This is a genomic window from Methylosinus trichosporium OB3b (assembly GCF_002752655.1).
Lineage (GTDB): Bacteria > Pseudomonadota > Alphaproteobacteria > Rhizobiales > Beijerinckiaceae > Methylosinus > Methylosinus trichosporium.
In genome coordinates, this window is the sequence record NZ_CP023737.1 from 1,012,785 (window position 1) to 1,036,908 (window position 24,124).

The following is a 24,124-nucleotide window of genomic DNA, read 5'->3' on the forward strand; positions in this document are numbered from 1 at the left end:
AATGAGACTTCGTTTGCCTCGAGGCCTGTCTGCGGCTTCGATACTCATGGGCGTCGCGATCGCCGCAGTCGCCGCCGAACCCGCCTTCGCTGGCAACGATCCGACGCCCAAGCCCGGCGACACGGCTTGGATGCTCACCTCCACCCTGCTCGTGCTGATGATGTCGATCCCCGGGCTCGCGCTGTTCTATGGCGGCCTCGTGCGCTCGAAGAACGCGCTGTCGGTGCTGACGCAAACCTTCGCGATCGTTTCGCTCGTCGGCGTCCTGTGGACGCTCTACGGCTATTCGCTGGCCTTCGGCGACGGCGGCCCGCTCAACAATTACATCGGCGGCTTCAACAAGCTGTTCCTGAAGGGCGTCGACGTCTCGTCCAATGTGCCGACCTTCACGCCGGGCGTCGTCATTCCGGAATACGCCTATATGGTGTTCCAGATGACCTTCGCGATGATCACGCCGGCGCTGATCATCGGCGCTTTCGCCGAGCGCATCAAATTCTCGGCGGCCTTCGTGTTCGTCATCCTCTGGGTGACCATCATCTACTTCCCGGTCGCGCATTGGGTGTGGGGCGTCGCCGATCCGAACGCGCTGGTCGACGCGGCCACCAAGCTCGCCGCGGCGGGCACGGAAGAGGCGAAAGCCGCGGCTCAGGGCGATATCGACACGATCCTGGCCTCCGTCGGCTGGATCGCCGGCGGCCTCGCGCCCTGGATGCATGGCACGGGCGCGCTGGACTTCGCCGGCGGCACAGTCGTCCACATCAACGCCGGCATCGCCGGCTTCGTCGGCGCGCTGATCATCGGCAAGCGCATCGGCTATGGCAAGGAGGCGCTGCCGCCCCACTCGCTGACGCTGTCCATGATCGGCGCCTCGCTGCTGTGGGTCGGCTGGTTCGGCTTCAACGCCGGCTCCAACCTCGAGTGCAACGGCACGACGGCGCTCGCCTTCGTCAACACCATGGTGGCGACCGCTGCGGCGGGTCTCTCCTGGCTGCTGACCGAATGGGCGCTGAAGGGCAAGCCCTCGCTGCTCGGCCTGATCTCGGGCGCGGTCGCCGGCCTCGTCGCGGTGACCCCGGCCTCCGGCTTCGCCGGCCCGATGGGCTCCATCGTCCTCGGCCTCCTCGTCTCGCCGCTCAGCCTGTTCTTCGTCTCCAAGGTGAAGAACTTCTTCGGCTATGACGACTCGCTCGACGTGTTCGGCGTCCACGCCATCGGCGGCATCACCGGCGCTCTCGCGACCGGCATTCTGGTGAGCCCCGATCTCGGCGGCACCGGCGTCGTCGACTACACCAATATCGGCGAGAACTTCGCGGGCAAATACGACATGGCGCAGCAGATGATCTCGCAGGCGACCGCGGTCGGCGCGACGATCCTCTACTCGGGCATCGGCTCGGCGATCCTCTACAAGCTCGTCGACGTGATCATCGGCCTGCGCGTCGCTCCGGATCAGGAGCGCGAGGGTCTCGACATCGCCGAGCACGGCGAGCGCGCCTACAATTACTGATCGGAAGCCGCCCATCCGCAGCAAGCGAACGGCGCCCACGGGCGCCGTTCTTCGTTTGGGGGACCGGGCCGGGACTGAAAGAGCGAGCCTGAAGGCTCGCGGTCCAGAGCCGGGTTTTGGACCGCGAGCCTTCAGGCTCGCTCTTCGGACGCTCTCCCCCGCGTCACCCCGCCTGCTCGAGACTCTCCGACACGCGCTGCTCGAGCAGGGCTGGACGCAGCAGCACCAGCCCGCCCCTCACCTTCTCGGCGAGGCCCTCCTGCACCATCGCCTGCACCTCTCGATTGACCTGCTCGCGGCGGCAGCCGATGCGGGCGGCGAGATCGTGCTGCAGCGGCGGCGGCGAGATGATCGACTGACCGTCGAAGCCCTTGCGCGGCGCGGCGAGACGCAGCAGCTCCGCATAGAGCCGATGCTTGAGATCGAGCACCGAGCGCTCGAACAGCCGGGCGTTGAGGTCGCGCACGCGCTTGGTGAGCAGGCGCAGCAGCCGCTCACACACCGCCGGTTGCGAGAACACCACATTCTTGAACACCGCCGCCGACATGATGCAGAGCTCGGCGCGCGTCAGCGCGGAAACATTGGCCGAGCGCACGGCGCCGTCGACCGCCGCCATCTCGCCGAAGATCTGCCCCGGCCGCAGATCGGTCAATATGACCTCCTTGCCGGCCGGCGTGCGGATCAGCACGCGCAGCTCGCCCGAGACGATGAAATAAACGTCATTCGAGGGATCGTCATAATCGACGACGAGCTCACGCTCGTCATAGCGGCGAAACACGCATTTGCGCGCGACGCGCTCGGCCTCCTCGGCGTCGAGTCCTTCGAAAAACGGGATGCGCTGCAGCGAGTTCACCGCGGTCCGCCCTTCCTCGCCATGGACCGGGTCCCTTCCCCGGAGAGCGCCGAGAAGCCCATATCGTCCGTCAATTGGTTACGAGAAATAACATTGCCAAAGTTTTTCCGCCGCGTCGAGCGTCAGGCGAATGAAGGCGGGGCGTCGCCGCTTGCCCGCGAATCGCGATCGAGGGCGCGCGTGTCGAGGCCTTAGCGCCGTCGGCGATAATTCCGCGCCTCTATCTTCGATCACCCTCGAACGATCGAGCTTGCCTCACGCCTGATGCACATAGCGGCCCGGCGCCGGATAGAGCGGCGGATAGCCGCGCGCGCCCATAGTCGGCGGCGCGACGCGCTCGTCGCCGCTGCGGGCGGCGAGCCAGGCCGCCCATTCCGGCCACCAGGAGCCTTCGGCGAGACGCGCCGCGGCGAGCCATTTGTCCGGACCCACATAGAAATCGCCGGGGCGGCGCAGCCCGACATGATAAGAGCGTCCGGACCGGCCGGGCTCCGACACCACGCCGGCGTTGTGGCCGCCGCTGGTCAACACGAAGGTGAGCTCGCAATCGGTGAACAAGCTCGCCTTATAGACCGAGCGCCAGGGCGCGATGTGATCGGACGTGGTCCCGACGACGAACATGGGCGCCGAAATATCCTTCAGCGCGACGACCTCCCCCTCCACCGCATAACGCCCCGCGGTGAGCCGGTTCTCGAGGAACAGGCCGCGCAGATATTGTGAATGCATCCGATAGGGCATGCGCGTCTGATCGGCGCTCCAGGCCATGAGATCATTGGGCTTGCGGCGCTCGCCGAGCAGATAATCCTGCACCGCCTTGCCCCAGACGAGATCGTTGGAGCGCAGCGCGGCGAAGGCGCCGGCCATCTGGCGCGTGTCGAGCACGCCCTGATCCCACATCATATCCTCGAGAAAGGCGACCTGCGCCGCATCGACGAACAGCATCAGCTCGCCGGGCTCGCTGAAATCGGTCTGCGCCGCCAGCAGGCTGATCGAGGCGAGCCGCGCGTCGCCGTCGCGGGCCATGGCCGCCGCGGCGATGGAGAGCAGCGTGCCGCCGAGGCAATAGCCGCAGGCGTGGACCTTGCTCCCGGGGCGCACGGCGTCGATCGCCGAAAGCGCCGCCAGCACGCCGGAAACGCGATAATCGTCGAAGGTGAGGTCGCGATCCTCGGGGCCGGGATTGCGCCAGGAGATCATGAAGACGGTGAAGCCCTGCGCCGTGAGATAGCGCACGAGCGAGTTCTGCGGACGCAGGTCCAGCACGTAATATTTCATGATCCAGGCCGGGACGATCAGGATCGGCTCGGCGTGAACCGTCTCGGTCGAGGGCCCATATTGGATGAGCTCGATGAGCTCGTTGCGGAAGATCACCTCGCCCGGCGTCGCGGCGACGTCGACGCCGACCTCGAACTCGCCGTGGCCATTGGGCGCGCGCAACACGAGGCGCAGCAGGTCCTCGGCGAAATTCTCGGCCCCGCGGACGAGATTGGCGCCGCCCTCCTCCCGGGTGCGCTCGACGACGGCCGGATTCGCCCAGGCGATGTTGGAGGGAGAAAAGGCGCCGAGCCATTGCTCGGCCATGAAGCCGACGCGGGCGGCGTCGCTCCGCGTCATGCCGCGCGTCTCCCGCGTCGCGAGGCGCCACCAGTGCTCGGTCGCGAGAAAGCCTTGCTTCCACAGCGAGAAGGGCGGCGCGTCCCAGCCCGGATCGACGAAGCGCCGATCATGCGGCTCGCTCACGAAGGGCCCGGCCTCGGCGCGGCCGGCGAGAGTCTCGGCGGAGAAATAAGCGAGGGCGGCTGCGCTCTGCGCGGCGGCGAGCCCCAATTCGATCTGCCGACCGGGCGCGAGCGCGAGATGCGTCGCAAAGTCGAGCCAGGCGGACATTTGCGCGAGCGGCGAAACGCCCTGGGTGAAGCGCGCCGCAACGGCGCGGGCGGCGCGGTCGAGCGTGTCGAAGGACGGGACCTCGCCGATCGGATAGGCGCGGCGCGGCGGCTCCTCGACGGGAGCCGGCGGATTCGGCGACGCCTCGGCGGCAGGCTCCTGAAGGCGGCCGGCGCGGCCGGCGAAATCGACGACGACCATGAGATCCTCCTGTCGGAGCGGAGCCGCGCCCGCGAGACGTGAGCGCTCGAACGCTACAGGACCCAACGCAGGTGCAAAATGCGTAGATTCGCCGCAGAGGTCGGCGCCGGCGGCTGCCTCCTCCCTCTTCAATTCGACGGACGGCGCGAAGAGCGAGCCTGAAGGCTCGCGGTCCAGCCGCCTATTTGGACGTCGCCCGAACGAGCCTGACGTCGCCCGCCGGGCTGTTCCATACGAGGAGGGCTTCTTCCTCGCGCGCGGCGAGATCGGGCGACCGGCCGGGCCAGGAGCCGACCGGCTCGGCCTTGCCCTGCGCATCGAGACGAACCAGCGCCACCCGCTCGCTCGCATCCTCGCGGCGGTCCTCATAGGCCACCCAAGCGGCGCCGCTCGCGTCGACCGCGAGCTTGACGTCGGCATAGGGAATCCAGGCCGCCGAGAGCAGCGTCACCGGCTCCGAAAAACCCTTCCCCGGCTCAGCGACGGCGTAGAACACGCCGGGCTTGCGGCCCGAGCCCGTATACCATGCGACATGCACGCGCCCCTTGGCGTCGACGCCGAGGCCATGGGTCAGCTCCGGGCAGGCGCCGGCCTTGAAGCGGTCGTCGTGAACCTTGATCGGCGACGACCAGCTCGCGCCGCCATCCGTCGAGGCGGCGGTCAGCACATCGCGCACGGAATCATAGGAGCCTTTGAACAAATTGAGCTTGGCGCGCCAGGAAACATGATAGGCGCCGTCGGGGCCGAGGGCGAGCGCCACATGGCTGCGCTCGGACGCGCCGCGCGCGACGAGCGCGCTCGGCGCAAAGCTGGCGCCGCCGTCGGGCGAGCGGGCAATGCGCAGCTCCACGGCGGGATCGTCCGAGTCGATATAACGCACATCCTTCGGCCGCTGGTCCTCGGGCAGCCGGGCCCGCGCGAAGGCGTCGCGGCTGTCGAGCCATGCGACGAGCGGCGCGCCATCCGGGGCGATGGCGAGATCGGCCATTCCGACGCTGGTCTCGACGCCATCGGCGACCACATCGACGGGAGCAGCGAAGCTGCGCCCGCCGTCCATCGAGCGTGCGAGGCGCAGGATTCCGCGGCCGCTCTCGACGATCTCGGACGCGACGCGCCGCCGATAGAGCGCATAGACCTCGCCTTTGGGACCGACGGCGACCCGAGCCGGGTCGACGGCCGAGGAGAGGATGTCGGCGTCGCCGGCGCTGACGACGACGGGCGCGAGGGCGCCGCCGCCCTGCGCCGGCAGCCGCGCGACCACGGCTTCGGCGGCGGCTCCGGGCCGGACGAAGGCGACGAAAAATTCCTTCGAGCTGCGGTCGAGAGCGATGGACGGGTCCGAACCTCGCGGTGCGACCACGATCGGTTCGGCGACGCGGATCGGCTCGGCGAGGACCGGTCCCGCAGCGCCCGCAAAAAACGCCGCGGCGACCGCCCCGGCGAGGAGAATGCGCGAAGATGACATGCGAGGACGCCCTCTGCTTCGAAGGAGAAGAAACGAGGCCGGACGCCGCCGCGCCCGGAAGATCTCGTTACAGGCTTTGCAGATAGCGGACGAGCGCCGCCAACTCGGACTCTGTGAGGGGCTTGCCGGGGATGGCGCCGCTCATGACGCCTTTCGCATAGCCCTGCACGATCTCGGCGTCGGGCTCCGCAATCGCGCGGGTGAGATAGGTTTCGTCGCGCAGGACGCGGCGGCCGTCGTCCAGCGTCGCCTCCTGGCCGGCGAGGCCCTTCCAGCTCGGCCCGGCGCCCGGCGAGCCGTCGGTCGAGTGGCAGGTGACGCAGCCGCGCTGCTCGGCGAGACGGCGTCCACGCGCGATCAGCGCCTTGGCGTCCGCCTGCGGCTCCGCGGCGCCGGCCGAAACCTGCGCCAGCGCCTGCTCTATGCTCGCCGCATTGTCCGGCTCGGCGGGGTCCATGGGGCCGTTCCAGCGCCGCAGGATCACGCCGTCCCGGCCGATCAGCAGCGTCTCGGGAACGCCGAGGACGCGAAAGCGCTTGGCGAACTTATTGCGCGGGTCGCGCCAGATCGGAAAGCCGAGTCCGATCTTCTTGACGAGACGCGCGACCTTCTCGTCGACCTCGCCCTCGTCAATATTGACGCCGATGATTTCGAGCCCGCGATCGTGGAGGCGCTGATGCAGCGTCTCGAAATCGGGAAGCTCGGTGAGGCAGGGCGCGCACCAGGTCGCCCAGCTGTTGAGCAGAACCACCTTGCCCTGAAGATCGGCGAGGGATGCGGTCTGCTCGCCGCCGAGCAGGCGCGCGGAATAATCCGAGACGGGACGCGCATCCTCGGCGAGCGCCGGCGCGCAGCCGCAAGCGACGAGCGCGACGACCAGGAGCTTCGCGAGCGCTCTCACGAGCCCGGCTCCAGGCGAATGGTGGCGAGCTCGACGCCGCCGCCCTCCTCCTCGCCCTCGGGGCTGAGGCCGCCCCAGACGACCAGCGCCGAATCGCCGAGGACGGCGAGATCGGGGCCGGTTCCGGCCCAGGGCTCGGCGTGAACGACCGCGCCATCGGCGCCGATGCGCGCCAGCTGGATGAGATCGACATCGCCGCGCCGATCCTCGAAGGCCACGAAGGCGTTGTCCTTGGAGTCCAGCGCCAGCTTCACATCGCCATAGGGCAGCCAATCATCGGTGAGCAGCGCCACCGGCTCGGAGAAGCTCTTGCCGTGGTCGGACGACACTGCATAGAAGACGCCCGGCCGCCGGTCGGAGCCGGTGTACCAGGCGGCGTGCAGACGCCCCTTGGAATCGACCGCGAGGCCCGCCGTCACATCGGGGCAGGCGCTGACCTTGAAGCCGTCGTCATGCAGCTTCACCGCGCCCTGCCACGTCGCGCCGCGATCCTGCGAGGCGGCGACGACGATGTCGCGCACCGGATCGGCCGAGCCTTTCACGGCTCCCCAGGCGAGACCTCTCGTGCCGGCGTAGACCGGGCCATCCTTCCCCTGCGCCACCTCGGTGCCGCAGCAGACGCAGACCGGCTCGGTGACGAGCGTGCTCTTCTGGAACGTCAGCCCTCTGTCGTCGGAGCGCGCGACCCGCAGCTGCGAGGAATAGATGTTTTTGGGCGGATGTTTCTTGTTCGCGAGAACATAGGCGATCGATTGGCGCGAATCGAGCCAGGAGGAATAGATCGCCCCGTCCGGCGCGCTGAACAGATTGGTCATGCCGAGCGAGGCGACGGCGCCCTCGACCGCCTCGCCGCCGATCTGCACCGGCGGCTCGAAGCTGCGGCCGCCGTCGCGCGAGCGCGCCATGCGCAGGAACATCCGACCGAGATAGCTGCCCTCCAGAGTAAAATCCGGGTCCTCGTCGCCATATTGCACATAGACGTCGCCCTGCGGGCCGACGGCCACTCGCGCGGGGCTGACCGTATAGGCGCGGACATGATCGCCCGGCCGGCTCGCTGCGACCGGCGCGCCGAAGCGACGGCCCCCATCGTCCGAGCGCGCGACGAGGACGCCGAGCGAAGCGTCGCTCTTCCTCTTCTCCCGGCCCTCGCCGGTCTTCGGAGCCTGCGCGTCTTTCTGGGCCCAGGCGAGATAGACGGCGCCGTTGCGCGGGTCGACCGCGACCGTCGCGCCATGCCCGCCTTTGGCGCTCAGCGTGACCGGCTCGGAGCGCGCCAGCTTCGGCGCGTTTTGCGCGCCGACCCCGGCCGGCGCCGCGATCGCCACGATCGCGGCGAGCGCGATGGATTTGACAAAGGTCATGACAATCGTCCCGAGAAGAAGAGAGAGGCGACGGGCGATGCGCTCACCCGTCTCCGATCGATCGCGAACGGCTCAGGATCGCGAGCCGGAGGCCTTCGGCTCGGGCGCCGGAGGATGGGCGATGCGTATCTCGATGCCGGCGCTCTTCTTCTCCTCGCCTTCCGGCGCGAGCGCGCCCGAAGCGACGACGACCGCGTCGCCCAGCGCCGCCAGATCGGGAATCGTGCCGGGCCAGGGCTCCGCGAAAGCGAGGCTTCCGTCGGCGCCGATGCGCGCGAGACGGACGAGATCGACATCGCCGCGCCGATCCTCGAACGCGACCCAGGCGTTGTCTTTCGAGTCGAGAGCGAGCTTCACATCGGCATAGGGCAGCCAATCGTCGGTCAGCAGCGCGATCGGCTCGGAGAAGCTGCGGCCTTCGTCCGAGGAGACCGCGTAGAACACGCCGGGATGCCGCTCCGAGCCGGTGTACCAGGCCACATGCAGGCGCCCTTTGCCGTCCACCGCGACTCCCGGCGAGACATCGGGACAACCGCTGATCTTGAAGCCGTCGTCATGGACCTTGACCGCGCTCGACCAGCTCCCGCCCTGATCGCGCGACGTCGCGACGACGATGTCGCGCACGGCGTCGACCGAGCCCTTGAGCTCGCTCCAGGCTCCGCGCGTGCCGGCGTAGACGGGGCCGCCCTCGCCCTGCGCCGCGAATGTGCCGCAGCAGCCGCAGACGGGTTTCGACGCCAGCACGCTTCTGGCGAAGCTCCTGCCGCCGTCGCCGGAACGCGCGACGCGCAGCTGCGTGGCGATATTCTCGGTCTTCGGAGGCATCTTCTGATGCGTCCGCATGTAGTCGATGGTTTCGCGATAATCGAGCCAGGAGGCGTAGAGCGCCCCGTCCGGCGCAGCGAACAGATTGATCATGCCCGGCGAGCCGATCGCGCCTTCGACCGCCTCGCTGGCGAGCTCGACCGGCGCGGCGAAGCTGCGGCCTTCGTCGCTCGAGCGCGCCAAGGTGAGAATATTGCGCGAGCGCATGCCGACGAACGAGCCGTCCGCAGCCTCGCTGTTGTAGAGCACATAGACATCGCCCCCGGGGCCGACGGCCGCTCGGGTGGGGCTGACGGTGTGGGACTTCACGCGCTGCTCGGGCGTGCTGACGACCACCGAAGGGCCGAAGCTGCGGCCCCCGTCGGTGGAGCGGGCGAGCCGCGCCTCGAGCTGCGGATCCGCCGTCTTGCCGCTCACGGCAGCCGGCGCCGCGGCGTCCGCGACCTCTTTCGCCCAGGCGAGATAGACGGCGCCGGTGCGATGGTCGACCGCGACCGTCGCATTGCGGCCGGTCGCGACCGTCCGCGCATCCGAGACCGCCAGCCGACTGGCGTCGCTCGGCCGCTCCGGCGCGGCGTCCTCGGCGAGAGCTGCGCTGGCCAGCGCGATCGTCGCCGCCGCTGCGGCGAGCCTCAGTCGAAACGAAAACATCATAGCAATCTCCGCCTGCTCTGATTGCTGCTCGATATTGCGTTCCGGGCTACGGAACGCCGCGTCTCTGGTCGGTCTCGCGTCTCGTTCGAAAGGAGCCCCGAGAGGCTCAGTTTAAGACCGAGCCTTCAACTTCGCTTACCACCGCCGCCTCCGTCAACACCGCCGGAAGCACCACCGGCTCGCGCGCGCCGGCGGGATAATAGGCATAGAAGGGCACGCCGTCCCGCTCGAAGCTGCGCAGGAAGGCGGTGATCTCGGGATCGTGACTGGTCCAGTCGCCTTTCAGATAAGCGACGCCGCGGGTCGCGAAGGCCTCCTTCACCGCTGCGGTCGATAGCGCCATGCGCTCATTGACGAGGCAGGTGATGCACCAGGCCGCGGTCAGATTGACGAACACCGGTCTGCCCTCGCGGCGCAGCGCCGCGAGGCGGGCGTTGGTGAAAGGCTCCGCGCCGGCGGCGGTCGCGGCTTCGGCGTGAGGCGCCTGCGCGCCGCCGAGCTGCGGCAGCAGCGCAACGAGTCCGACCGCGGCGGCGGCGGCGAGCCCACGGCTGAAGAGCCCGCGTCCCGCGCCCTGCTGCGCGATCCCATAGGTCCAGGCGCCGAACCCGACCAGCAGGCCGCCGGCAAGGCCGATGGCGACGCCGGCATCGCCCGCCTGCCGGCCCAGCACCCAGACGAGCCAAGCCGCCGAGGCGTACATGGGAAAGGCCATCGCCTGACGCAGCCGCAGCATCCAGACGCCGGGACGCGGCAACAGCCGCGCGAGGCGCGGCGCGACCGCGAGCAGCGCGAAGGGCGCCGCGAGGCCGAGCCCCATGGCGGCGAACAGTGCGAGGCACAACGGCGCCGGAAGGGTGAGCGCCACGCCGATCGCCGCGCCCATGAACGGCGCCGTGCAAGGAGTCGCAACGGTGACGGCGAGCACGCCGGTGAAGAAGCTGCCGACATGGCCCGGCTTCTCCGCGAGGCCCTGGCCCGCGCCGACGACGCCGAGGCCGATCTCATAGACGCCGGAGAGATTGAGCGCGATGGCCAGCAGCAGCCAGCTCATGGCGGCGACGAAAGTGGGCGACTGGAACTGAAAGCCCCAGCCGACCGCCCCGCCGGCGGCGCGCATGGCGAGCAGGACGCCGGCGAGCGACACGAAGGCGACGAGCACGCCGAATGTGTAGAAGGCGCCGGAGAGCCGCGCCTCGCGCAGATCGCCGCCCGAGAGTCGGGCGAGCGACGCCGCCTTGATGGCGAGCACCGGGAAGACGCAAGGCATCAGATTGAGGATCATGCCGCCGAGAAAGGCGAACAGCGCCGCCTGCCACAGCGGCAGGCTGTCGGAGGGCGCGGGCGTCGACGCAGCTGCGACGGGCGCGGGCTCCGTCTCCAGCCAGCGCGTCCTCCCCTCGCCGTCGACGATCGCGAGCACGCCGGCGCGGCTCGCGCGCGCGTCGAAATCCGGGGCCTTCTCGATCGCGAGACGCAGCCGCCCCTCCGCGATCTCGAGCCGCTGCGGCGCGGCATGGTCGATCACGCCGCCTTCCACCGGATAGAAGAAGGCCGATTTGATGCGATCGGCGGAGAGGCCGTCGCCCGAGGCGGCGAGGACGAGATCGGCCCCCTCTTCCGCGATCTCGATAATCCAGGGGCTCGGCGTCGGCGTGCGCGCGTCGGTCGCTGCGAAGGCCGCGGCGACGTCGCCGCCCACCGGCGCAGCAGTCGGGGCGACCGGAAGATCGAGCCGGAACGCGCCGGATTCGGGCACGCATTTCTTCTCGCAGACGAGCCATTCGGCATTGGCGCGGATGGAGAAGGTGTCGCCCGGCGCCGCCGTCCGCGGGACTGTCACCGTGACCGGCAGAACGACCTCGTTCTCATAGCCGAAATTGCGCACCGGCCCGACCGCGATGGCGTCCGGCCCGGGCCAGGCGATCGCGCTCGCCACGGCGCCCTCCGGCAGAGTGAGCGTCAGGGTCGGCGCCACGCCCGCGTCGCCGGGGTTTTTCCAATAGCTGTGCCAATGCGGCGCCAGCTTCTGCCGCAAGCCGATGCGAAAGCTCCGTCCCGGTGCGACGCTGTCGACATCGGCGACGAGCGTGACGGTCGCATAGGGACTCGCCTGCGCGAGGCTCTCGGCCGCGTGGCTCGCGCGCGGGAGCGCCGCTGCGAGAAGAACCGCGCCGAGAATGATCGCGAGCGCCCCCCGCATCCGCCGCCGCGAGAGGTCCCATGGGTGAAGATGTTTCATGCCATGTCCTCGAGAAGCGCCCGGTTCGCGATGGACCGACGATATCACGGGCGCCCGACGCGGCCTAGCGTGTCGCTTCAGTCCAAAGAGCGAGCCTCTAAGGCTCGCGGTCCAAACCCGGCCTCTGGACCGCGAGCCTTAGAGGCTCGCTCTTCGGCGCCACTCGGCGCCGTTCCCTGGCCCAACGCGGCGATGCTATCCTTCGCGCAACGGCTGCGCGGCGATTCGGCGGCCGGTTGGGATCGACGAGCGGCGATGGATGAAGCGGCGGCGAGCGGACCTTCTCTCACGCGGCGCAAGCGCCAGGGGATCGTCTACACTCCGGAGCCGATCGCGCGCTTCCTCGCCGAACGCACCATCGCCGTCTCGCTCGACGAGATGAGCGACGCGCTCGCGGCGGCGCATCGCGGGCGCGAGACAGCGGCGTTCTGGCGCGAATGGCTGGCGGCGCTGCGCTCCTTCTCCATCGTCGATCCCGGCTGCGGCGAAGGCGCGCTGCTCCTCGCCGCCGCGCAGGAAATGGCGCGGCGCTATCGTGACGCCGCCGAGCATTTGCGCAAGCTCGGCGTCGACGTCGATCTCGATCCGGCGCGCGAGGCGATCTCGCACAATCTCTTCGGCGTCGACATCGACCCGCTGGCGGCGGCGCGCGCCCGCCGCGCGCTGGCGCGGCTCGCGCCGTCGCCGGAGGCGGCGCTGCGTCTCGAGGAGACGATCCGCGCCGGCGACAGCCTCGTCGACGACCCCTCTGCGAGCGCCGGCGCCTTCGATTGGCGCGCGGCCTTTCCGCAGGCGGCGCGCGGCTTCGACATCGTGATCGGCAATCCGCCCTATGTGCGGATGGAATATTTGAAGCCGCTGAAACCCTGGCTGGCGCAGCGCTATCACGTCGCCGCCGAGCGCGCCGATCTTTACGCCTATTTCTTCGAGAAGGGGCTTTCTCTGCTGAGAGAGGGCGGCCGCCTCGGCTACATCTCTTCGTCGACCTTCTTTCGCACCGGCGCCGGCGCGAGGCTACGCGGCTTGCTCGCGCGGAGCGGCGCCGTCGAATGCGTCGTCGATTTCGGCGATCTTCCCGTCTTCGACGATGTCGTCGCCTATCCGGCGATCGTCACGCTGCGCAAAGGCGCGGCGACGCAGGGCGATCTCTCTTTTCTGCGCCTCGACGCGGCGCCGCCGGATCTCTGCGCGACCTTTCGCGAGACGGCCCGGCCGATGCCGCGGGCGCGGCTCGGCGCCGGCTTCTGGCGTTTCGAGGAGGAGGCGCTGGCGCGGCTGCGCGACAAGATCGCCACGGGCCGCCGCACGCTGGCCGAGGTCCATGGCGCGCCGCTGTGGGGCGTGAAGACGGGACTCAACGAGGCGTTCGTCATCGACGCCGCGACGCGCGCGCGCCTTCTCGCCGCTGATCCGCAAAGCGCGGAGATCGTGACGCCCTATCGGCGTGGCGCGCATATCCGCCGCTGGCGCGTCGCCGCGCCGCGGCTCTGGCTGCTCGATCTGCCCAAGGGCGGCGGCCTCGACATCGACCGCTTCCCCGCCGTCGCGGCGCATCTCGCGCCGTTTCGCGCGCGGCTCGAGGCGCGAGCGACGCGCCAGGCCTGGTTCGAGCTGCAGCAGCCGCAGCGCGCCTATCGCGCCGCCTTCGCCGGGCCGAAGGTCGTCTTCCCCGATATTTCACAAGGGCCGAAATTCGCGCTCGATGAAAGCGGAACGCTGATCGACGCCACCGCCTTCGCCCTGCCCTGCGCCGATCTCGCGCTGCTGGCGCTGCTCAACTCGCGGCTCATCTGGTTCTTCCTGCATTCGGTGTCGAATCCGCTGCGCGGCGGCAAATGGCGCCTGCGGCTGAAGGCGCAATATGTCGGGCTCGTGCCGGTCCCGGCGCTCGCTCCGCCGATGCGCGAAAGGCTGGCGGCGGCGGCGCGCGCCAATCACGAGGCCGCGCTCGCGCCGGACGGCGCCGGCTCGAGCGCGGTCGACGCGACAGAACGCGAGATCGACGCTATCGTCTATGCGCTGTTCGACCTCTCCGCCGCGGAGATCGCCGCGGTCGAAACCTCGCTCGCCGGGCAATATTGAAGCGTGGAGGCGGCGCAACTGTTTCATTCGCCGACTCTCGACGCGCGTCTCGCGCAAAGCGGGAGATGGGCGGCCGGCGCCGCTGGCTTGGCGACGAGCGATTCGGACGAGGGCGACGGCGCCTGCCCTCTTTTCCCCGCAAGCCTGCGGGAAAAGGGAGCGCCCTTTTTTACGATCCCTCCTCGCAATGTGCGCCAGCGCACATTGCGAGGAGGGCGGCCGGAGTAGTGAGAGAGCTAGTCCAACGCTTCGCTATTTTTAAAAGAGGAACACGCCCATGATCCGCTTGCACGCGCTCATCCTGCCCATCGCCGCCGTGACGATCTCTTTCGCCGCCGCCCCCGCTCTCGCGGGAGGGACGAGCGAGCAACGCTCGGCCTGCATGAGCGACGCCTTCAAATTCTGCTCCGGCGACATTCCGGACGAAACCGCGATCGAATCCTGCCTGCGCCGCAACAGCCGCAGCCTGTCGTCGGCCTGCCAAATGGTGATGGGCGTTCCCGCGCCCGGCGAGGCGACGACGCGCCGCGCCAGCCGCTCGATCACGCCGCCCGCCTATGCGCAGCCGGCCGAAGCGCCCGACGCGCTCCCCGCCGCCGTCGCCTCGGCCGCCGACCCGACTGTCGCGGACGACGAGCGGCCCACACGCCGGCGCCATTATTCGCGTCATCATCGTCGTCATGTCGCCTATGCGCAGCACCGCCGCCATCATCGCCATCACGGCTCCGGCTCGGGCTTCGGCGGCCTCGGCGAGCTCGCGAGCATGGCCGGGCCGGCGATGGCCTTCATGCCGATGGTCACCAAGATGTTCGAGGACAACGGCCCGAGCTTCGGCGACGACGACGATTGATCGAGCGCCCGCGCGTAGCGCCGCGAGGCGGAAGGTGACCATCTCGGCCCGGGCCGGGCCGAGATGGTCATTCGACCGTGAGCCGCGGAATGTCGGCGGCAGTGGTCTTTTGAAAGCCGATCTCGTGGAGCAGGCGCTCGGTCGTCGCGACGATACGCGCGCGCGTTTCCGTCTCGCTCATTGCGCCGCTCTGCCGATGAGATGACCGATGCGGGCGCGCGCGGTCGAGGCCGGCGTCTCGCCGAGGCGCAGATCGAGCCGGCGCCGGAACCACAACGCATAGAGCGCCGGCAAGAAGAGAACGGTCAGGAAGGTCGCGACGAACAGGCCGCCCATGATGGTGAGCGCCATCGGCCCCCAGAAAGAGGAGCGCGACAGCGGAATCATCGCGAGGATGGCGGCGAGCGCGGTGAGCGCCACCGGGCGCGCGCGCCGCACCGTCGCGCCGATGATGGCCTCGCGATAAAGGGCGCCATGCTCGAGATCCTGGCGCACCTGATCGACGAGAATGATCGAGTTGCGCATGTCCATGCCGGAGAGCGCGATGAGCCCGAGCAGAGCGACAAAGCCGAAAGGCGCCCCGGCGAGATTGAGCGCCAGCGAGGCGCCGATGAGCCCGAGCGGCGCGCTCATCATCACGAGGCCGAGGCGCATGAAATCCTGCAGCTGCACGATGACGATGACCAGCATGACGAGGATCATCACCGGAAAGACGGCGAGGATGGAGGCGTTGGCCTTGCTCGATTCCTCGATCGCCCCGCCCATCTCGATCCGATAGCCCGCGGGCAGCGAGGCGCGCAGCTCGGCGAGGCGCGGCCAGATGCGGCTCGTCACATCGGGCGCCTGCACGCCGTCGCGCACATCGGCGCGCACGGTGATGAGCATGTCGCGATTGCGCCGCCAGAAGATGGGCTCCTCCTGCTCGTAGGAAATATGCGCGATCTGCGCGACGGGAACGCCGGCGCCCTCGCGCGAGAAGATCACCATATCGGCGAGCCGTCCGAGATCGCCGCGCTCCTCCGCCTTCGCCCGGGCGACGACGTCGACGCGGTCGATCCCGTCGCGCAGGCTGGTGACGGTGACGCCGGAGATCAACATCTGCAGGCGCGTCGCCACCTCCTGCGGCGTCAGCCCCATCTGCCGCGCGCGGTCCTGATCGACGACGAGGCGCACCGAAGGCGCGCGCTCGTTCCATTGCAGATGCGGCTCGACGACGGCCGCGTCCGCGCGCATGACGTCGCGGACCCGATAGGCGATGGCGCGAACCTCGGCGGGATCGCGGCCGATGACGCGGAACTGCACCGGAAAGCCGACGGGCGGACCGAAGTTGAAGCGATCCACGCGCGTGCGCGCCTGCGACACGGCGCCCGCGGCCAGCGCGGCGTCGAGCCGCCGCTTGACGCGCTCGCGCGCCGCGACGTCCTTGGCGACGATGACGATCTCCGCATAGGCGTCATTGGGCAGAGCCGGATTGAGGCCGAGCCAGAAGCGCGGCGGGCCCTGGCCGATGTAGGTGGTGAACGCGGCCGCGTCGGCGTCGCCCTTCAGCAGCGCCTCGGCCTCCTGCGCCGCGGCGCTAGTCGTGAAGATCGACGAGCCCTCGGGCAGGCGCAGCTGGAAGAACAGCTCGGGCCGCTCGGAAATGGGGAAGAACTGCTTTTGCACATGGACGAAGCCGAGCCCGGCCAGAACCAGCACGGCGGCCGTGCCGGCGACGACGAGGAGGCGATTGTCGACGCTCCAGGTGATGAGGCGGCGCAGCGTGCGATAGAGCGGCGTCTCGTAGATCGCCTCCGGATCGTGATGCGCGGCGCGGCGCATCTCGGGCAGGAGCTTCACGCCGAGATAAGGCGTGAAGATCACCGCGACGAACCAGGAGGCGACGAGCGCGACGCCGAGCACTGCGAACAGCGAGCCCGTATATTCGCCGGTCGAGGAGGCGGCAAAGCCGACCGGCATGAAGCCCGCCGCCGTGACCAGAGTGCCGGTCAGCATCGGAAAGGCGGTCGAACTCCAGGCGAAGGTGGCGGCGGCGACGCGGTCATGGCCCTGCTCTATCTTCACCGTCATCATCTCGACGGCGATGATGGCGTCGTCGACGAGCAAGCCGAGCGCGATGATGAGCGCGCCGAGCGAGATGCGCTGGAGATCGATCCCCGTCGCATGCATGAAGACGAAGACGATGGCGAGCACCAGCGGCACGGATAGCGCGACGATGATTCCGGTGCGAAAGCCGAGCGAGACGAAGCTGACGATCAGCACGATGCCGAGCGCCTCGACAAAGGAGCGGGTGAACTCGCCGACCGCCGCGGCGACCACCTGCGGCTGATCGGCGATCTGCTCGATGTCGATGCCGACCGGCGTCTCCGCGCGCGCCGCTTCGAGCGTCGCGGCGATCTCCCGGCCGAAGCTCAGCACATTGCCGCCCTTCGCCATCACGGCGCCGAGAACGATGGCCGGCGCGCCCTTGTGCCGCACCAAGAGGCTCGGCGGATCTTCGAAGCCCGGGACCACATCGGCGACATCGCCGAGGCGGAACACGCGGCCATTGGCCTCGACCGGCGTCGCCGCTATCGCCTCCACGCCCGAAAGCGCGCCGGTGACGCGCACCGGCACGCGCGTCGTCGTCTCGAACACGCCGGCGGCGCTCACCGCATTCTGCTTGGCGAGCGAGTCGAACAGAGCCTGCGGCGCGACGCCGAGATTGGCGAGCTTGGCCTCGCTGAGCTCGACGAAGATCTTGCGGTCCTGCGTTCCATACACGTCGACCTTCACGACGTCCGGCGTTGCGAGCAGGCGCTGGCGGAACATTTCGACGATGCGGTCGAGCTGGTGATAATCGGCGCCCTCGCCGCTGACGGCGAACAGAACCGAATCGACGTCGCCATATTCGTCGTTCACATTGGGCCCGATCACGCCGCGCGGCAGCTCGCCGCGAATGTCGCCGAGCTTCTTGCGCAGCTGGTAGAAGAGATAAGGCGCCTGCGCCGGCGGGGCGGTGTCCTTGAAGGTCACCTGCATCATGACGACGCCGGGCTTGGAATAGGTCTCGATCTTCTCGAGAAAGGGTAGCTCCTGCAGCTTCTTCTCGAGCAGGTCCGAAACCTGATCGCGCATCTCCGTCGCATCGGCGCCCGGCCATAGCGTCGTGACATTGGCGACCTTGATGGTGAAGGACGGGTCCTCGGCGCGCCCGAGCCGCAGATAGCAGTAGAGCCCGGCGACGGCGATGGCGAGCATCATCGCGAGGGTGAGCGTCTGGCGGCGAACCGCGGCGGCGGAGAGATTGAAGCTCATCACCGCCTCACAGCGCGTCGGCGGCGACCGGCCGCACTTTCTCGCCGGCGGCGAGCTTATGCGCGCCGAGCGCGACGATGCGGTCGCCCTCGGCGACGCCGCGTGCGAGCAGCGCCGTCCGCGCCTCGTAGCGCAGCACCTCGACCGGCGCGAGCGTCAGGCTGCCGTCGCCTTCGACCTTCCAGACGCTCGGTCCCTGGCCTTGATCGAAGAGAGCCGCCAGCGGAACGCTCGCCGCCTTGCGCGCGTCCGCGCTCTCGATCGCGAGGGTCGCGCTCATGCCGATGGCGACGGCGGCGTCGGCGCCGTCGATCGAGAAGCGCGCCGGATAAGTCTTGGTGACGGGATCGGCGGCGGCGCCGAGCTCGCGCAGGCGCGCCGGATAAGTCTTGTCGGGGAAGGGCCAGAGCGTCAGCCGCGCCGAGCCGGCGCCGGCGAGAGCGGCGAAGGCCTCCGGAAGAGCGACCACGGCCTCGAGCTCGCCGGAGCGGGCGAGGCGCAGCGCCGGCTGTCCGGCGGCGACCACCTGCCCCGGCTCGACGAGCGCCGCGGTCACTATGCCGTCGGCCTCGGCGCGCAGCGCGGCGTAGCCAAGCGCATTGGCCGCGAGCTCGACGGCGCGCAGCGCACGCGTCTCGCGCCCGCGCGCCTCCTCGGCCGCCGCGCGCTGGCGGTCGAGCGTCGCCTGCGGCGTCCATCCGTCCTTGCGCAGCTTCTGCGCGCGGCCCTCGTCGGCGGCGGCCTGCTTCAGCGCCATGCGCGCGGCGGCGAGCTCGGCGTCGGCCTGCTCCTTCTGCAGACGCAGATCGGTCTCGTCGAGCGTGGCGAGGAGATCGCCTTCGCGCACGCGCTGGCCGTTCTCGACGACGCGCCGCATCACCTTGCCGGCGACGCGGAAGCCCTGATCCGCCTCGATGCGCGGCCGGATCGTCGCGATGAAACGGCGCGGCGGCGCCAGCGGCGCGAAGCGCACCGGCGCGACCAGCGCCACGCGCAGCTGCGGCGCCTCGGACCCCTTGGTCGAATCGTCGCAGCCGGCGAGCGCGCCGGCTGCGAGGGAGACGAGGAGAAAAAAGCAAATATTTCGCATCTCGCCGCATCCCCGCGCATTTCGACGATGAGGCGGCTCTGGCGGCTCGCGTGATCCCATTCGAAATGTCCGCAAGAGAGCGAGCCCTGGCGCGCTCTCGAAAGACCGCAAGACGGCCGACGCAGACCACTAGTTTGAACAATGATGAAAATCAATATTCGTCACTGAGCGATCAGAGTTCAGAGTCCAGTTTGACAACTTCCGTGCAACCGCGTCATGCCCGCGCTTGTCGCGGCCATGACGCTGGAAACTCTCGGCTCATCGCCTCGAATGCGGCGCCCTGCTGCGCCATCGAAAGCGACGGGGCGCGCGCTCATCCCTCGACGTAGATTTTCGCGCCCTTCGCCAAAAACTCCGCGCTCTTCTCGGCGAACCCCTTCTCCTGCTCGGCGATCGCCGCCGCCTCGTCGCGCAGATCGCGGGTGATCTGCATCGAGCAGAATTTCGGCCCGCACATGGAGCAGAAATGCGCGACCTTATGCGCCTCCTTGGGCAAGGTCTCGTCGTGATAGCGCCGCGCCGTGTCGGGATCGAGCCCGATGTCGAACTGGTTCTCCCAGCGAAAATCGAAGCGCGCGCGGCTCATGGCGTCGTCGCGCTCCTGCGCCGCGGGATGCCCCTTGGCGAGATCGGCGGCGTGGGCGGCGATGCGATAGGTGATGACGCCGGTCTTCACATCGTCGCGATCGGGAAGACCCAAATGCTCCTTGGGCGTCACATAGCAGAGCATCGCCGTGCCGAACCAGCCGATCATCGCCGCGCCGATGCCCGAGGTGATGTGGTCGTAGCCCGGCGCGATGTCGGTGACGAGCGGGCCGAGCGTGTAGAAGGGCGCCTCGCCGCATTCGGCGAGCTGCTTCTCCATGTTCACTTTGATCTTGTGCATCGGCACATGGCCGGGGCCTTCGATCATCACCTGGCAGCCTCTGTCCCAGGCGATCTTGGTCAATTCGCCGAGCGTCTCCAGCTCGGCGAATTGCGCGGCGTCATTGGCGTCGGCGATCGAGCCCGGACGCAGGCCGTCGCCGAGCGAGAAGGAGACGTCATAGCGGCGCATGATGTCGCAAATGTCTTCGAAATGCTCGTAGAGGAAGCTCTCGCAATGGCGCGAGAGGCACCAGCGCGCCATGATCGAGCCGCCGCGCGAGACGATGCCGGTAACGCGGTTGGCGGTCAGCGGCACATGGGCGAGGCGCACGCCGGCGTGAATGGTGAAGTAATCGACGCCCTGCTCCGCCTGCTCGATCAGCGTGTCGGAGAATACTTCCCAATCGAGCTTGGCAGCGTCGCCGCCGACCTTCTCCAGCGCCTGATAGATCGGCACGGTGCCGATCGGCACGGGCGCGTTGCGGATGATCCAGTCGCGGATATTGTGGATGTTGCGGCCGGTGGAGAGGTCCATCACCGTGTCGGCGCCCCAGCGGATCGACCACACCATCTTCTCCACCTCCTCGGCGACCGAGGAGGTGATGGCGGAATTGCCGATATTGGCGTTGACCTTCACCAGGAAATTGCGGCCGATGATCATCGGCTCGGCTTCCGGATGATTAATGTTGGCGGGAATGATGGCGCGGCCGCGCGCGACCTCCTCGCGCACGAATTCCGGCGTCACGAAAGCGGGGATCTCGGCGCCGAAGCTCTCTCCCGCCGCGATGCGCTCGGCGGCCTGCGCGAAGGCGCGCTCGCGGCAGAGGTTCTCGCGATGGGCGACATAGATCATCTCCTCGGTGACGATTCCGGCGCGCGCGAATTCGAGCTGCGTGACCGGCGCCGAACCGCTGGCGCGGCGCAGCGCGCGCGCGGCCGGACAGGGCGGGACCAGCCGATCCTCGCCGACGAAACCATTGTCCTCCGCCTTCACCGCCCGGCCCTCATAAGTCTCGAGCCCGGCGCGCGTCGCCAGCCAGGGCCGCGCCGCCGGCAGGCCGGCGGAGAGGTCGGGCGAGAACTCCGCGCAGCTATAGGGGCCGGAGGAATCATAGACGCGCAGCGGCGGCTCGCCGGAGGACGGATGCAGCGCGATCTCGCGGACGGGGACTTTTATGTCGGCGCGGCCCTGCGGCGCGCAATAGTGCTTTTGGGAGGCGCCGATGGGGCCGGTGGTGACGCTGGTCGGCCGCTTGTCGTGATGATTCATCGTCGCTCTCCTCGAGGCATGGCGCGAGGAGGACGGACGCCGCCCCGCATCGTCGGAGCGACGTCGATCTGGCCTTCCCTCGCGCCGGCATTACCCGGATCAGGTTCGACGGGTGCTTCTCAGCCGCTCGAAGAGAGCGGCGCCCCTCGCCATTGCCATGATGTTAGCCCTCGTGGGGGGATGCGGCAAGGGAGGGAGGCGAGCAGCGGCGTTTATCAGCACTGTGGCGAAAAGCACTTGCACTGCTACCTTGGGAATTTGACTTCCGCCACAATCACCGCGTCAAGCTTCGGCCACGGCAACGTTGAACGCACCGTGTCCGCGGTGAAGGGCGCCGAAGGCAAGCGCCTCACCTATAACCAGTCTACCAGCGCCCATATGGCGGTTTAAGCTGCTCGCTTTTTGCGCTGGCGGGAGAGCGCGGGAGGAAGCCTTCTTTGGAGAGGAAGCCTTAACGGGCTTTCCTTTTTCCTTTTTCGGAGTCACGGTAGCTGGGGCATAGCCAACAAGGCGCGCACCACGAAGGGCCGCGTTCATTCACGGCTGCGCTTCGGCATCACTGTATTTCTCTCTTGCTGGCTCCATCATGGCTTTCGTCTCCCCGCGACTGCGCCACAAACTGATTGAATTATATCACGAATATGTGGACCCGGGTGACCGAATGCGTCGCAACGCTTTGATGTCGACCTTCATCATAGCTGACTATAGCGGGAAGTTCCCCGATCAATTCAACGACCCCTTCATAAAGAAAAAAGTAGATCACAATGGCCACGTTGATCCAGCCTATGTTGAACGAATAACGCATTTGGCAGAGTGCTTGTTTTACATGAGTGATGAGCCGACGTTCGGAGTTGCGATAAGGCGTCTCTTAGAAAGGGATGTCAGGCCAGTTTTCTTCGAACTATCAGCAACAGGATTCTTTAAGCGCAGAGGCTTCAGAGTTACCCTCAACGAGGAAACGGGCATAAAGGGGAAAGACTTTGATTTTATAGTACAAGCACCAGCTGGCACGCTGATAAATGTTGAGGTAAGCGAATTTCTCAGCCAAACTTTTAGTAAAAAAGCGCTTAACAACAAGCTATTGTCAAAACGCAAACAAGTGCCACCAGACGATCCAGCAATATTGTTTCTACATGTTCCTTCCTCATGGTATGATCTGAACGATATCTCATTCTACCTCATGAAAACTACATTTGAGTTCTTCCGAAGATCAAAACGATATAACGCGGTTATTTTTCAGGTCGAGATATGCGGAAATGCTGGGGAAGGTTTTTTTTGGCTTATCCACCTAGAGCCAATCATGAACCCCTCGCCAAGGCATCCTATAGATACGGGCTTCATGTTCGAGTCAAATGTAGACCTTCTTCCTCGTGAATTAAAATTGGTACAGGAAAGCAAAGAAACGCGGCAGCTATTTTTTGAAGAAATGGTATTAAAAGGTGGCTCAAAAGACGATAGGCCAGAGTTTGTAAAATGGATTAGAGATCAACTCAGCTAGATATGAAGTTTTGACTATAAGCACCGCGCGATATGCATCAAAATTCACGCCTCCTCAGGACGAGGGTTAGGGATTTTTCCTTTTCCCGATCGCCGGCGAGCAGGGTGGACGGGCGAGCGCTGTCGCGAACTGCGTCGGCGCTTTGGGGTCCGGCATCGCACCGAGGCGCCTTCTCATTCGGGACGGAGCCGCCGAGAGGGCGGCGTCATCTCGCTTGAAGGGAGCAAAAGAGCGAGCCTGAAGGCTCGCGGTCCAGGGCCGCGCTTGGACCGCGAGCCTTCAGGCTCGCTCTCGAAGCTATCGATCTCGATGAAGCAGACCAGTAGGAGACGCCCAGAATGGTTCATTACGTCGGCATCATCGACGGCTCGGACGATGTCTGGGGCGTGCGCATTCCCGACATTCCGGGCGCTCAAGGCGGCGGATCGACGCCTGAAGAAGCGATCACCTCGGCCGTGGCCGCGCTGCGCGATGTCGTCTCGTATAAACGGGACGGCGGCTTCACGATACCGCCTGCCAGCAATCTCGCCGATATCCTCGCCTCCGGCGAGGTCGGCGCCGGCGAAGCGACCGTGATGATTCCCCTCCTCCTCGACTCTGGGCGAACCGTGCGCGCCAATGTCACCTTCGACGCCGGCCTGCTCGAGGCGATCGACGAAGCGGCGCGGCGCAGCGGCGTCACCCGCTCGGCCTTTCTCGCCAGCGCGGCCCGCGCGAAGATCGCCGCGATCTGATCCGCCGCTTGCAATTTCGCGCCGCCATCGCAATCTCCACTGCGAAAGGACGCGCGCCATGACCGCAGACGACACCGGGACCGCCCCGCCCTCCCGCATTCCCTGGCCGCCGCTGCTGCTGGTCGGCGCCATCGGCGGCGGCGCGCTCGTCGATTCGCTGCTGCCGGGGCCGACCTCCTGGCCCGATTGGGCGCGGACGCTCGGCGTCCTGCTGATCGTCCTCGCCTTCTCCATCGACGTCTGGTGCGTGCGGCTGATGTGGAGGCGCGGCACCACCGTGCGGCCGGACCGCGCCGTCTCCAGCCTCGTCACCAACGGCCCCTTCCGCTTCTCGCGCAACCCTATCTATGTCGGCAATGTCGCGCTGGTCGCCGGCCTCGGCCTCGTCCTCGCCGCGCCGGCGATCCTGCTGCTGGCGCCGGTGATGGCGGTCGCTCTCAAAAGGCTCGCCATAGAGCCGGAGGAGCGTCATCTGGCGCGCCGCTTCGGCCGCGACTATGAGGCCTATGTCGCGCGCACGCGGCGTTGGCTATGATTCGCTGT

At 67.8% G+C, this 24,124-nt stretch carries 16 protein-coding genes, 1 pseudogene and 1 riboswitch; of the genes and pseudogenes, 7 read left to right on the forward strand and 10 right to left on the reverse strand.

Annotated features, from left to right (window positions below):
* Position 1 precedes the first annotated feature (1 nt).
* Complete coding sequence (locus CQW49_RS04890) at positions 2 to 1,504, forward strand: ammonium transporter (RefSeq protein ID WP_003610682.1); 1,503 nt, start codon at positions 2 to 4, stop codon at positions 1,502 to 1,504.
* A gap of 163 nt (positions 1,505 to 1,667) precedes the next feature.
* Here the strand turns inward: CQW49_RS04890 and CQW49_RS04895 are convergent, their stop codons facing one another.
* The 7 genes from CQW49_RS04895 to CQW49_RS04920 all read right to left on the reverse strand — a co-directional run bounded on the left by CQW49_RS04895 (position 1,668) and on the right by CQW49_RS04920 (position 11,893).
* Positions 1,668 to 2,357 carry a Crp/Fnr family transcriptional regulator gene (locus CQW49_RS04895; RefSeq protein WP_065083615.1) on the reverse strand — a complete coding sequence of 230 codons (690 nt, stop codon included), beginning with the start codon at positions 2,355 to 2,357 and terminating at the stop codon, positions 1,668 to 1,670.
* 255 nt (positions 2,358 to 2,612) lie between these two features.
* The gene (locus tag CQW49_RS04900) at positions 2,613 to 4,445 is read right to left on the reverse strand and encodes a PHA/PHB synthase family protein (RefSeq protein ID WP_003610679.1); all 1,833 of its coding nucleotides are present in this window, start codon (positions 4,443 to 4,445) and stop codon (positions 2,613 to 2,615) included.
* Positions 4,446 to 4,626: 181 nt separating this feature from the next.
* Positions 4,627 to 5,910 carry a sialidase family protein gene (locus tag CQW49_RS04905; RefSeq protein ID WP_003610678.1) on the reverse strand — a complete coding sequence of 428 codons (1,284 nt, stop codon included), beginning with the start codon at positions 5,908 to 5,910 and terminating at the stop codon, positions 4,627 to 4,629.
* A gap of 67 nt (positions 5,911 to 5,977) precedes the next feature.
* Positions 5,978 to 6,811 carry a redoxin domain-containing protein gene (locus CQW49_RS04910; protein WP_003610677.1) on the reverse strand — a complete coding sequence of 278 codons (834 nt, stop codon included), beginning with the start codon at positions 6,809 to 6,811 and terminating at the stop codon, positions 5,978 to 5,980.
* Complete coding sequence (locus tag CQW49_RS25015; RefSeq protein ID WP_003610676.1) at positions 6,808 to 8,172, reverse strand: sialidase family protein; 1,365 nt, start codon at positions 8,170 to 8,172, stop codon at positions 6,808 to 6,810. Before CQW49_RS25015 ends, CQW49_RS04910 begins: the two co-directional genes overlap by 4 nt.
* Positions 8,173 to 8,244: 72 nt before the next feature.
* Positions 8,245 to 9,651: a sialidase family protein gene (locus CQW49_RS04915; RefSeq protein WP_003610675.1), complete on the reverse strand. Its 1,407-nt coding sequence runs from the start codon at positions 9,649 to 9,651 to the stop codon at positions 8,245 to 8,247.
* Between the two features lie 106 nt (positions 9,652 to 9,757).
* A complete protein-coding gene (locus CQW49_RS04920; RefSeq protein ID WP_003610674.1) occupies positions 9,758 to 11,893 on the reverse strand; it encodes a protein-disulfide reductase DsbD family protein in 2,136 nt (711 codons plus the stop codon).
* 255 nt (positions 11,894 to 12,148) lie between these two features.
* Here CQW49_RS04920 and CQW49_RS04925 point away from each other — a divergent pair, with 255 nt between their 5' ends.
* Both CQW49_RS04925 and CQW49_RS25020 read left to right on the forward strand, forming a co-directional pair.
* Positions 12,149 to 13,975, forward strand: a complete 1,827-nt coding sequence (locus CQW49_RS04925) for an Eco57I restriction-modification methylase domain-containing protein (protein WP_003610673.1) — start codon at positions 12,149 to 12,151, stop codon at positions 13,973 to 13,975.
* A gap of 277 nt (positions 13,976 to 14,252) precedes the next feature.
* Positions 14,253 to 14,825, forward strand: a complete 573-nt coding sequence (locus tag CQW49_RS25020) for a hypothetical protein (protein WP_003610672.1) — start codon at positions 14,253 to 14,255, stop codon at positions 14,823 to 14,825.
* Between the two features lie 177 nt (positions 14,826 to 15,002).
* Here CQW49_RS25020 and CQW49_RS04935 read toward each other — a convergent pair whose 3' ends face one another.
* From CQW49_RS04935 to thiC, 3 genes are all read right to left on the reverse strand, one after another.
* Positions 15,003 to 18,122: an efflux RND transporter permease subunit gene (locus CQW49_RS04935; protein ID WP_003610670.1), complete on the reverse strand. Its 3,120-nt coding sequence runs from the start codon at positions 18,120 to 18,122 to the stop codon at positions 15,003 to 15,005.
* Positions 18,123 to 18,129: 7 nt separating this feature from the next.
* On the reverse strand, positions 18,130 to 19,212 hold the full coding sequence (locus CQW49_RS04940; RefSeq protein WP_003610669.1) for an efflux RND transporter periplasmic adaptor subunit: 1,083 nt from the start codon (positions 19,210 to 19,212) through the stop codon (positions 18,130 to 18,132).
* A gap of 313 nt (positions 19,213 to 19,525) precedes the next feature.
* A complete protein-coding gene (thiC, locus tag CQW49_RS04945) occupies positions 19,526 to 21,349 on the reverse strand; it encodes a phosphomethylpyrimidine synthase ThiC (RefSeq protein WP_003610667.1) in 1,824 nt (607 codons plus the stop codon).
* Positions 21,350 to 21,406: 57 nt separating this feature from the next.
* A riboswitch (TPP riboswitch) is annotated at positions 21,407 to 21,506 on the reverse strand.
* 47 nt (positions 21,507 to 21,553) lie between these two features.
* Between thiC and CQW49_RS25405 the strand changes: the two are divergent.
* The 4 genes and pseudogenes from CQW49_RS25405 to CQW49_RS04960 form a co-directional block, all read left to right on the forward strand.
* A pseudogene (locus CQW49_RS25405) lies at positions 21,554 to 21,739 on the forward strand (IS1595 family transposase); the annotation flags it as partial.
* A gap of 196 nt (positions 21,740 to 21,935) precedes the next feature.
* Positions 21,936 to 22,847, forward strand: a complete 912-nt coding sequence (locus CQW49_RS24365) for a hypothetical protein (RefSeq protein ID WP_003610665.1) — start codon at positions 21,936 to 21,938, stop codon at positions 22,845 to 22,847.
* A 338-nt stretch (positions 22,848 to 23,185) separates the two neighbouring features.
* A complete protein-coding gene (locus tag CQW49_RS04955; RefSeq protein ID WP_003610663.1) occupies positions 23,186 to 23,581 on the forward strand; it encodes a type II toxin-antitoxin system HicB family antitoxin in 396 nt (131 codons plus the stop codon).
* 58 nt (positions 23,582 to 23,639) lie between these two features.
* On the forward strand, positions 23,640 to 24,116 hold the full coding sequence (locus tag CQW49_RS04960; RefSeq protein WP_003610661.1) for a methyltransferase family protein: 477 nt from the start codon (positions 23,640 to 23,642) through the stop codon (positions 24,114 to 24,116).
* Positions 24,117 to 24,124: the final 8 nt, after the last annotated feature.

What these genes read in the sequence shown, in the direction of transcription:
- CQW49_RS24365 (WP_003610665.1), top strand. Translation starts at nt 21,936, where the DNA reads ATGGCTTTCGTCTCCCCGCGACTGCGCCACAAACTGATTGAATTATAT.
- CQW49_RS04905 (WP_003610678.1), bottom strand. Translation starts at nt 5,910, where the DNA reads ATGTCATCTTCGCGCATTCTCCTCGCCGGGGCGGTCGCCGCGGCGTTT.
- CQW49_RS25015 (WP_003610676.1), bottom strand. Translation starts at nt 8,172, where the DNA reads ATGACCTTTGTCAAATCCATCGCGCTCGCCGCGATCGTGGCGATCGCG.
- CQW49_RS04925 (WP_003610673.1), top strand. Translation starts at nt 12,149, where the DNA reads ATGGATGAAGCGGCGGCGAGCGGACCTTCTCTCACGCGGCGCAAGCGC.
- CQW49_RS04940 (WP_003610669.1), bottom strand. Translation starts at nt 19,212, where the DNA reads ATGCGAAATATTTGCTTTTTTCTCCTCGTCTCCCTCGCAGCCGGCGCG.
- CQW49_RS25020 (WP_003610672.1), top strand. Translation starts at nt 14,253, where the DNA reads ATGATCCGCTTGCACGCGCTCATCCTGCCCATCGCCGCCGTGACGATC.
- CQW49_RS04915 (WP_003610675.1), bottom strand. Translation starts at nt 9,651, where the DNA reads ATGATGTTTTCGTTTCGACTGAGGCTCGCCGCAGCGGCGGCGACGATC.
- CQW49_RS04935 (WP_003610670.1), bottom strand. Translation starts at nt 18,122, where the DNA reads ATGAGCTTCAATCTCTCCGCCGCCGCGGTTCGCCGCCAGACGCTCACC.
- CQW49_RS04960 (WP_003610661.1), top strand. Translation starts at nt 23,640, where the DNA reads ATGACCGCAGACGACACCGGGACCGCCCCGCCCTCCCGCATTCCCTGG.
- CQW49_RS04920 (WP_003610674.1), bottom strand. Translation starts at nt 11,893, where the DNA reads ATGAAACATCTTCACCCATGGGACCTCTCGCGGCGGCGGATGCGGGGG.
- CQW49_RS04890 (WP_003610682.1), top strand. Translation starts at nt 2, where the DNA reads ATGAGACTTCGTTTGCCTCGAGGCCTGTCTGCGGCTTCGATACTCATG.
- CQW49_RS04955 (WP_003610663.1), top strand. Translation starts at nt 23,186, where the DNA reads ATGGTTCATTACGTCGGCATCATCGACGGCTCGGACGATGTCTGGGGC.
- CQW49_RS04900 (WP_003610679.1), bottom strand. Translation starts at nt 4,445, where the DNA reads ATGGTCGTCGTCGATTTCGCCGGCCGCGCCGGCCGCCTTCAGGAGCCT.
- thiC (WP_003610667.1), bottom strand. Translation starts at nt 21,349, where the DNA reads ATGAATCATCACGACAAGCGGCCGACCAGCGTCACCACCGGCCCCATC.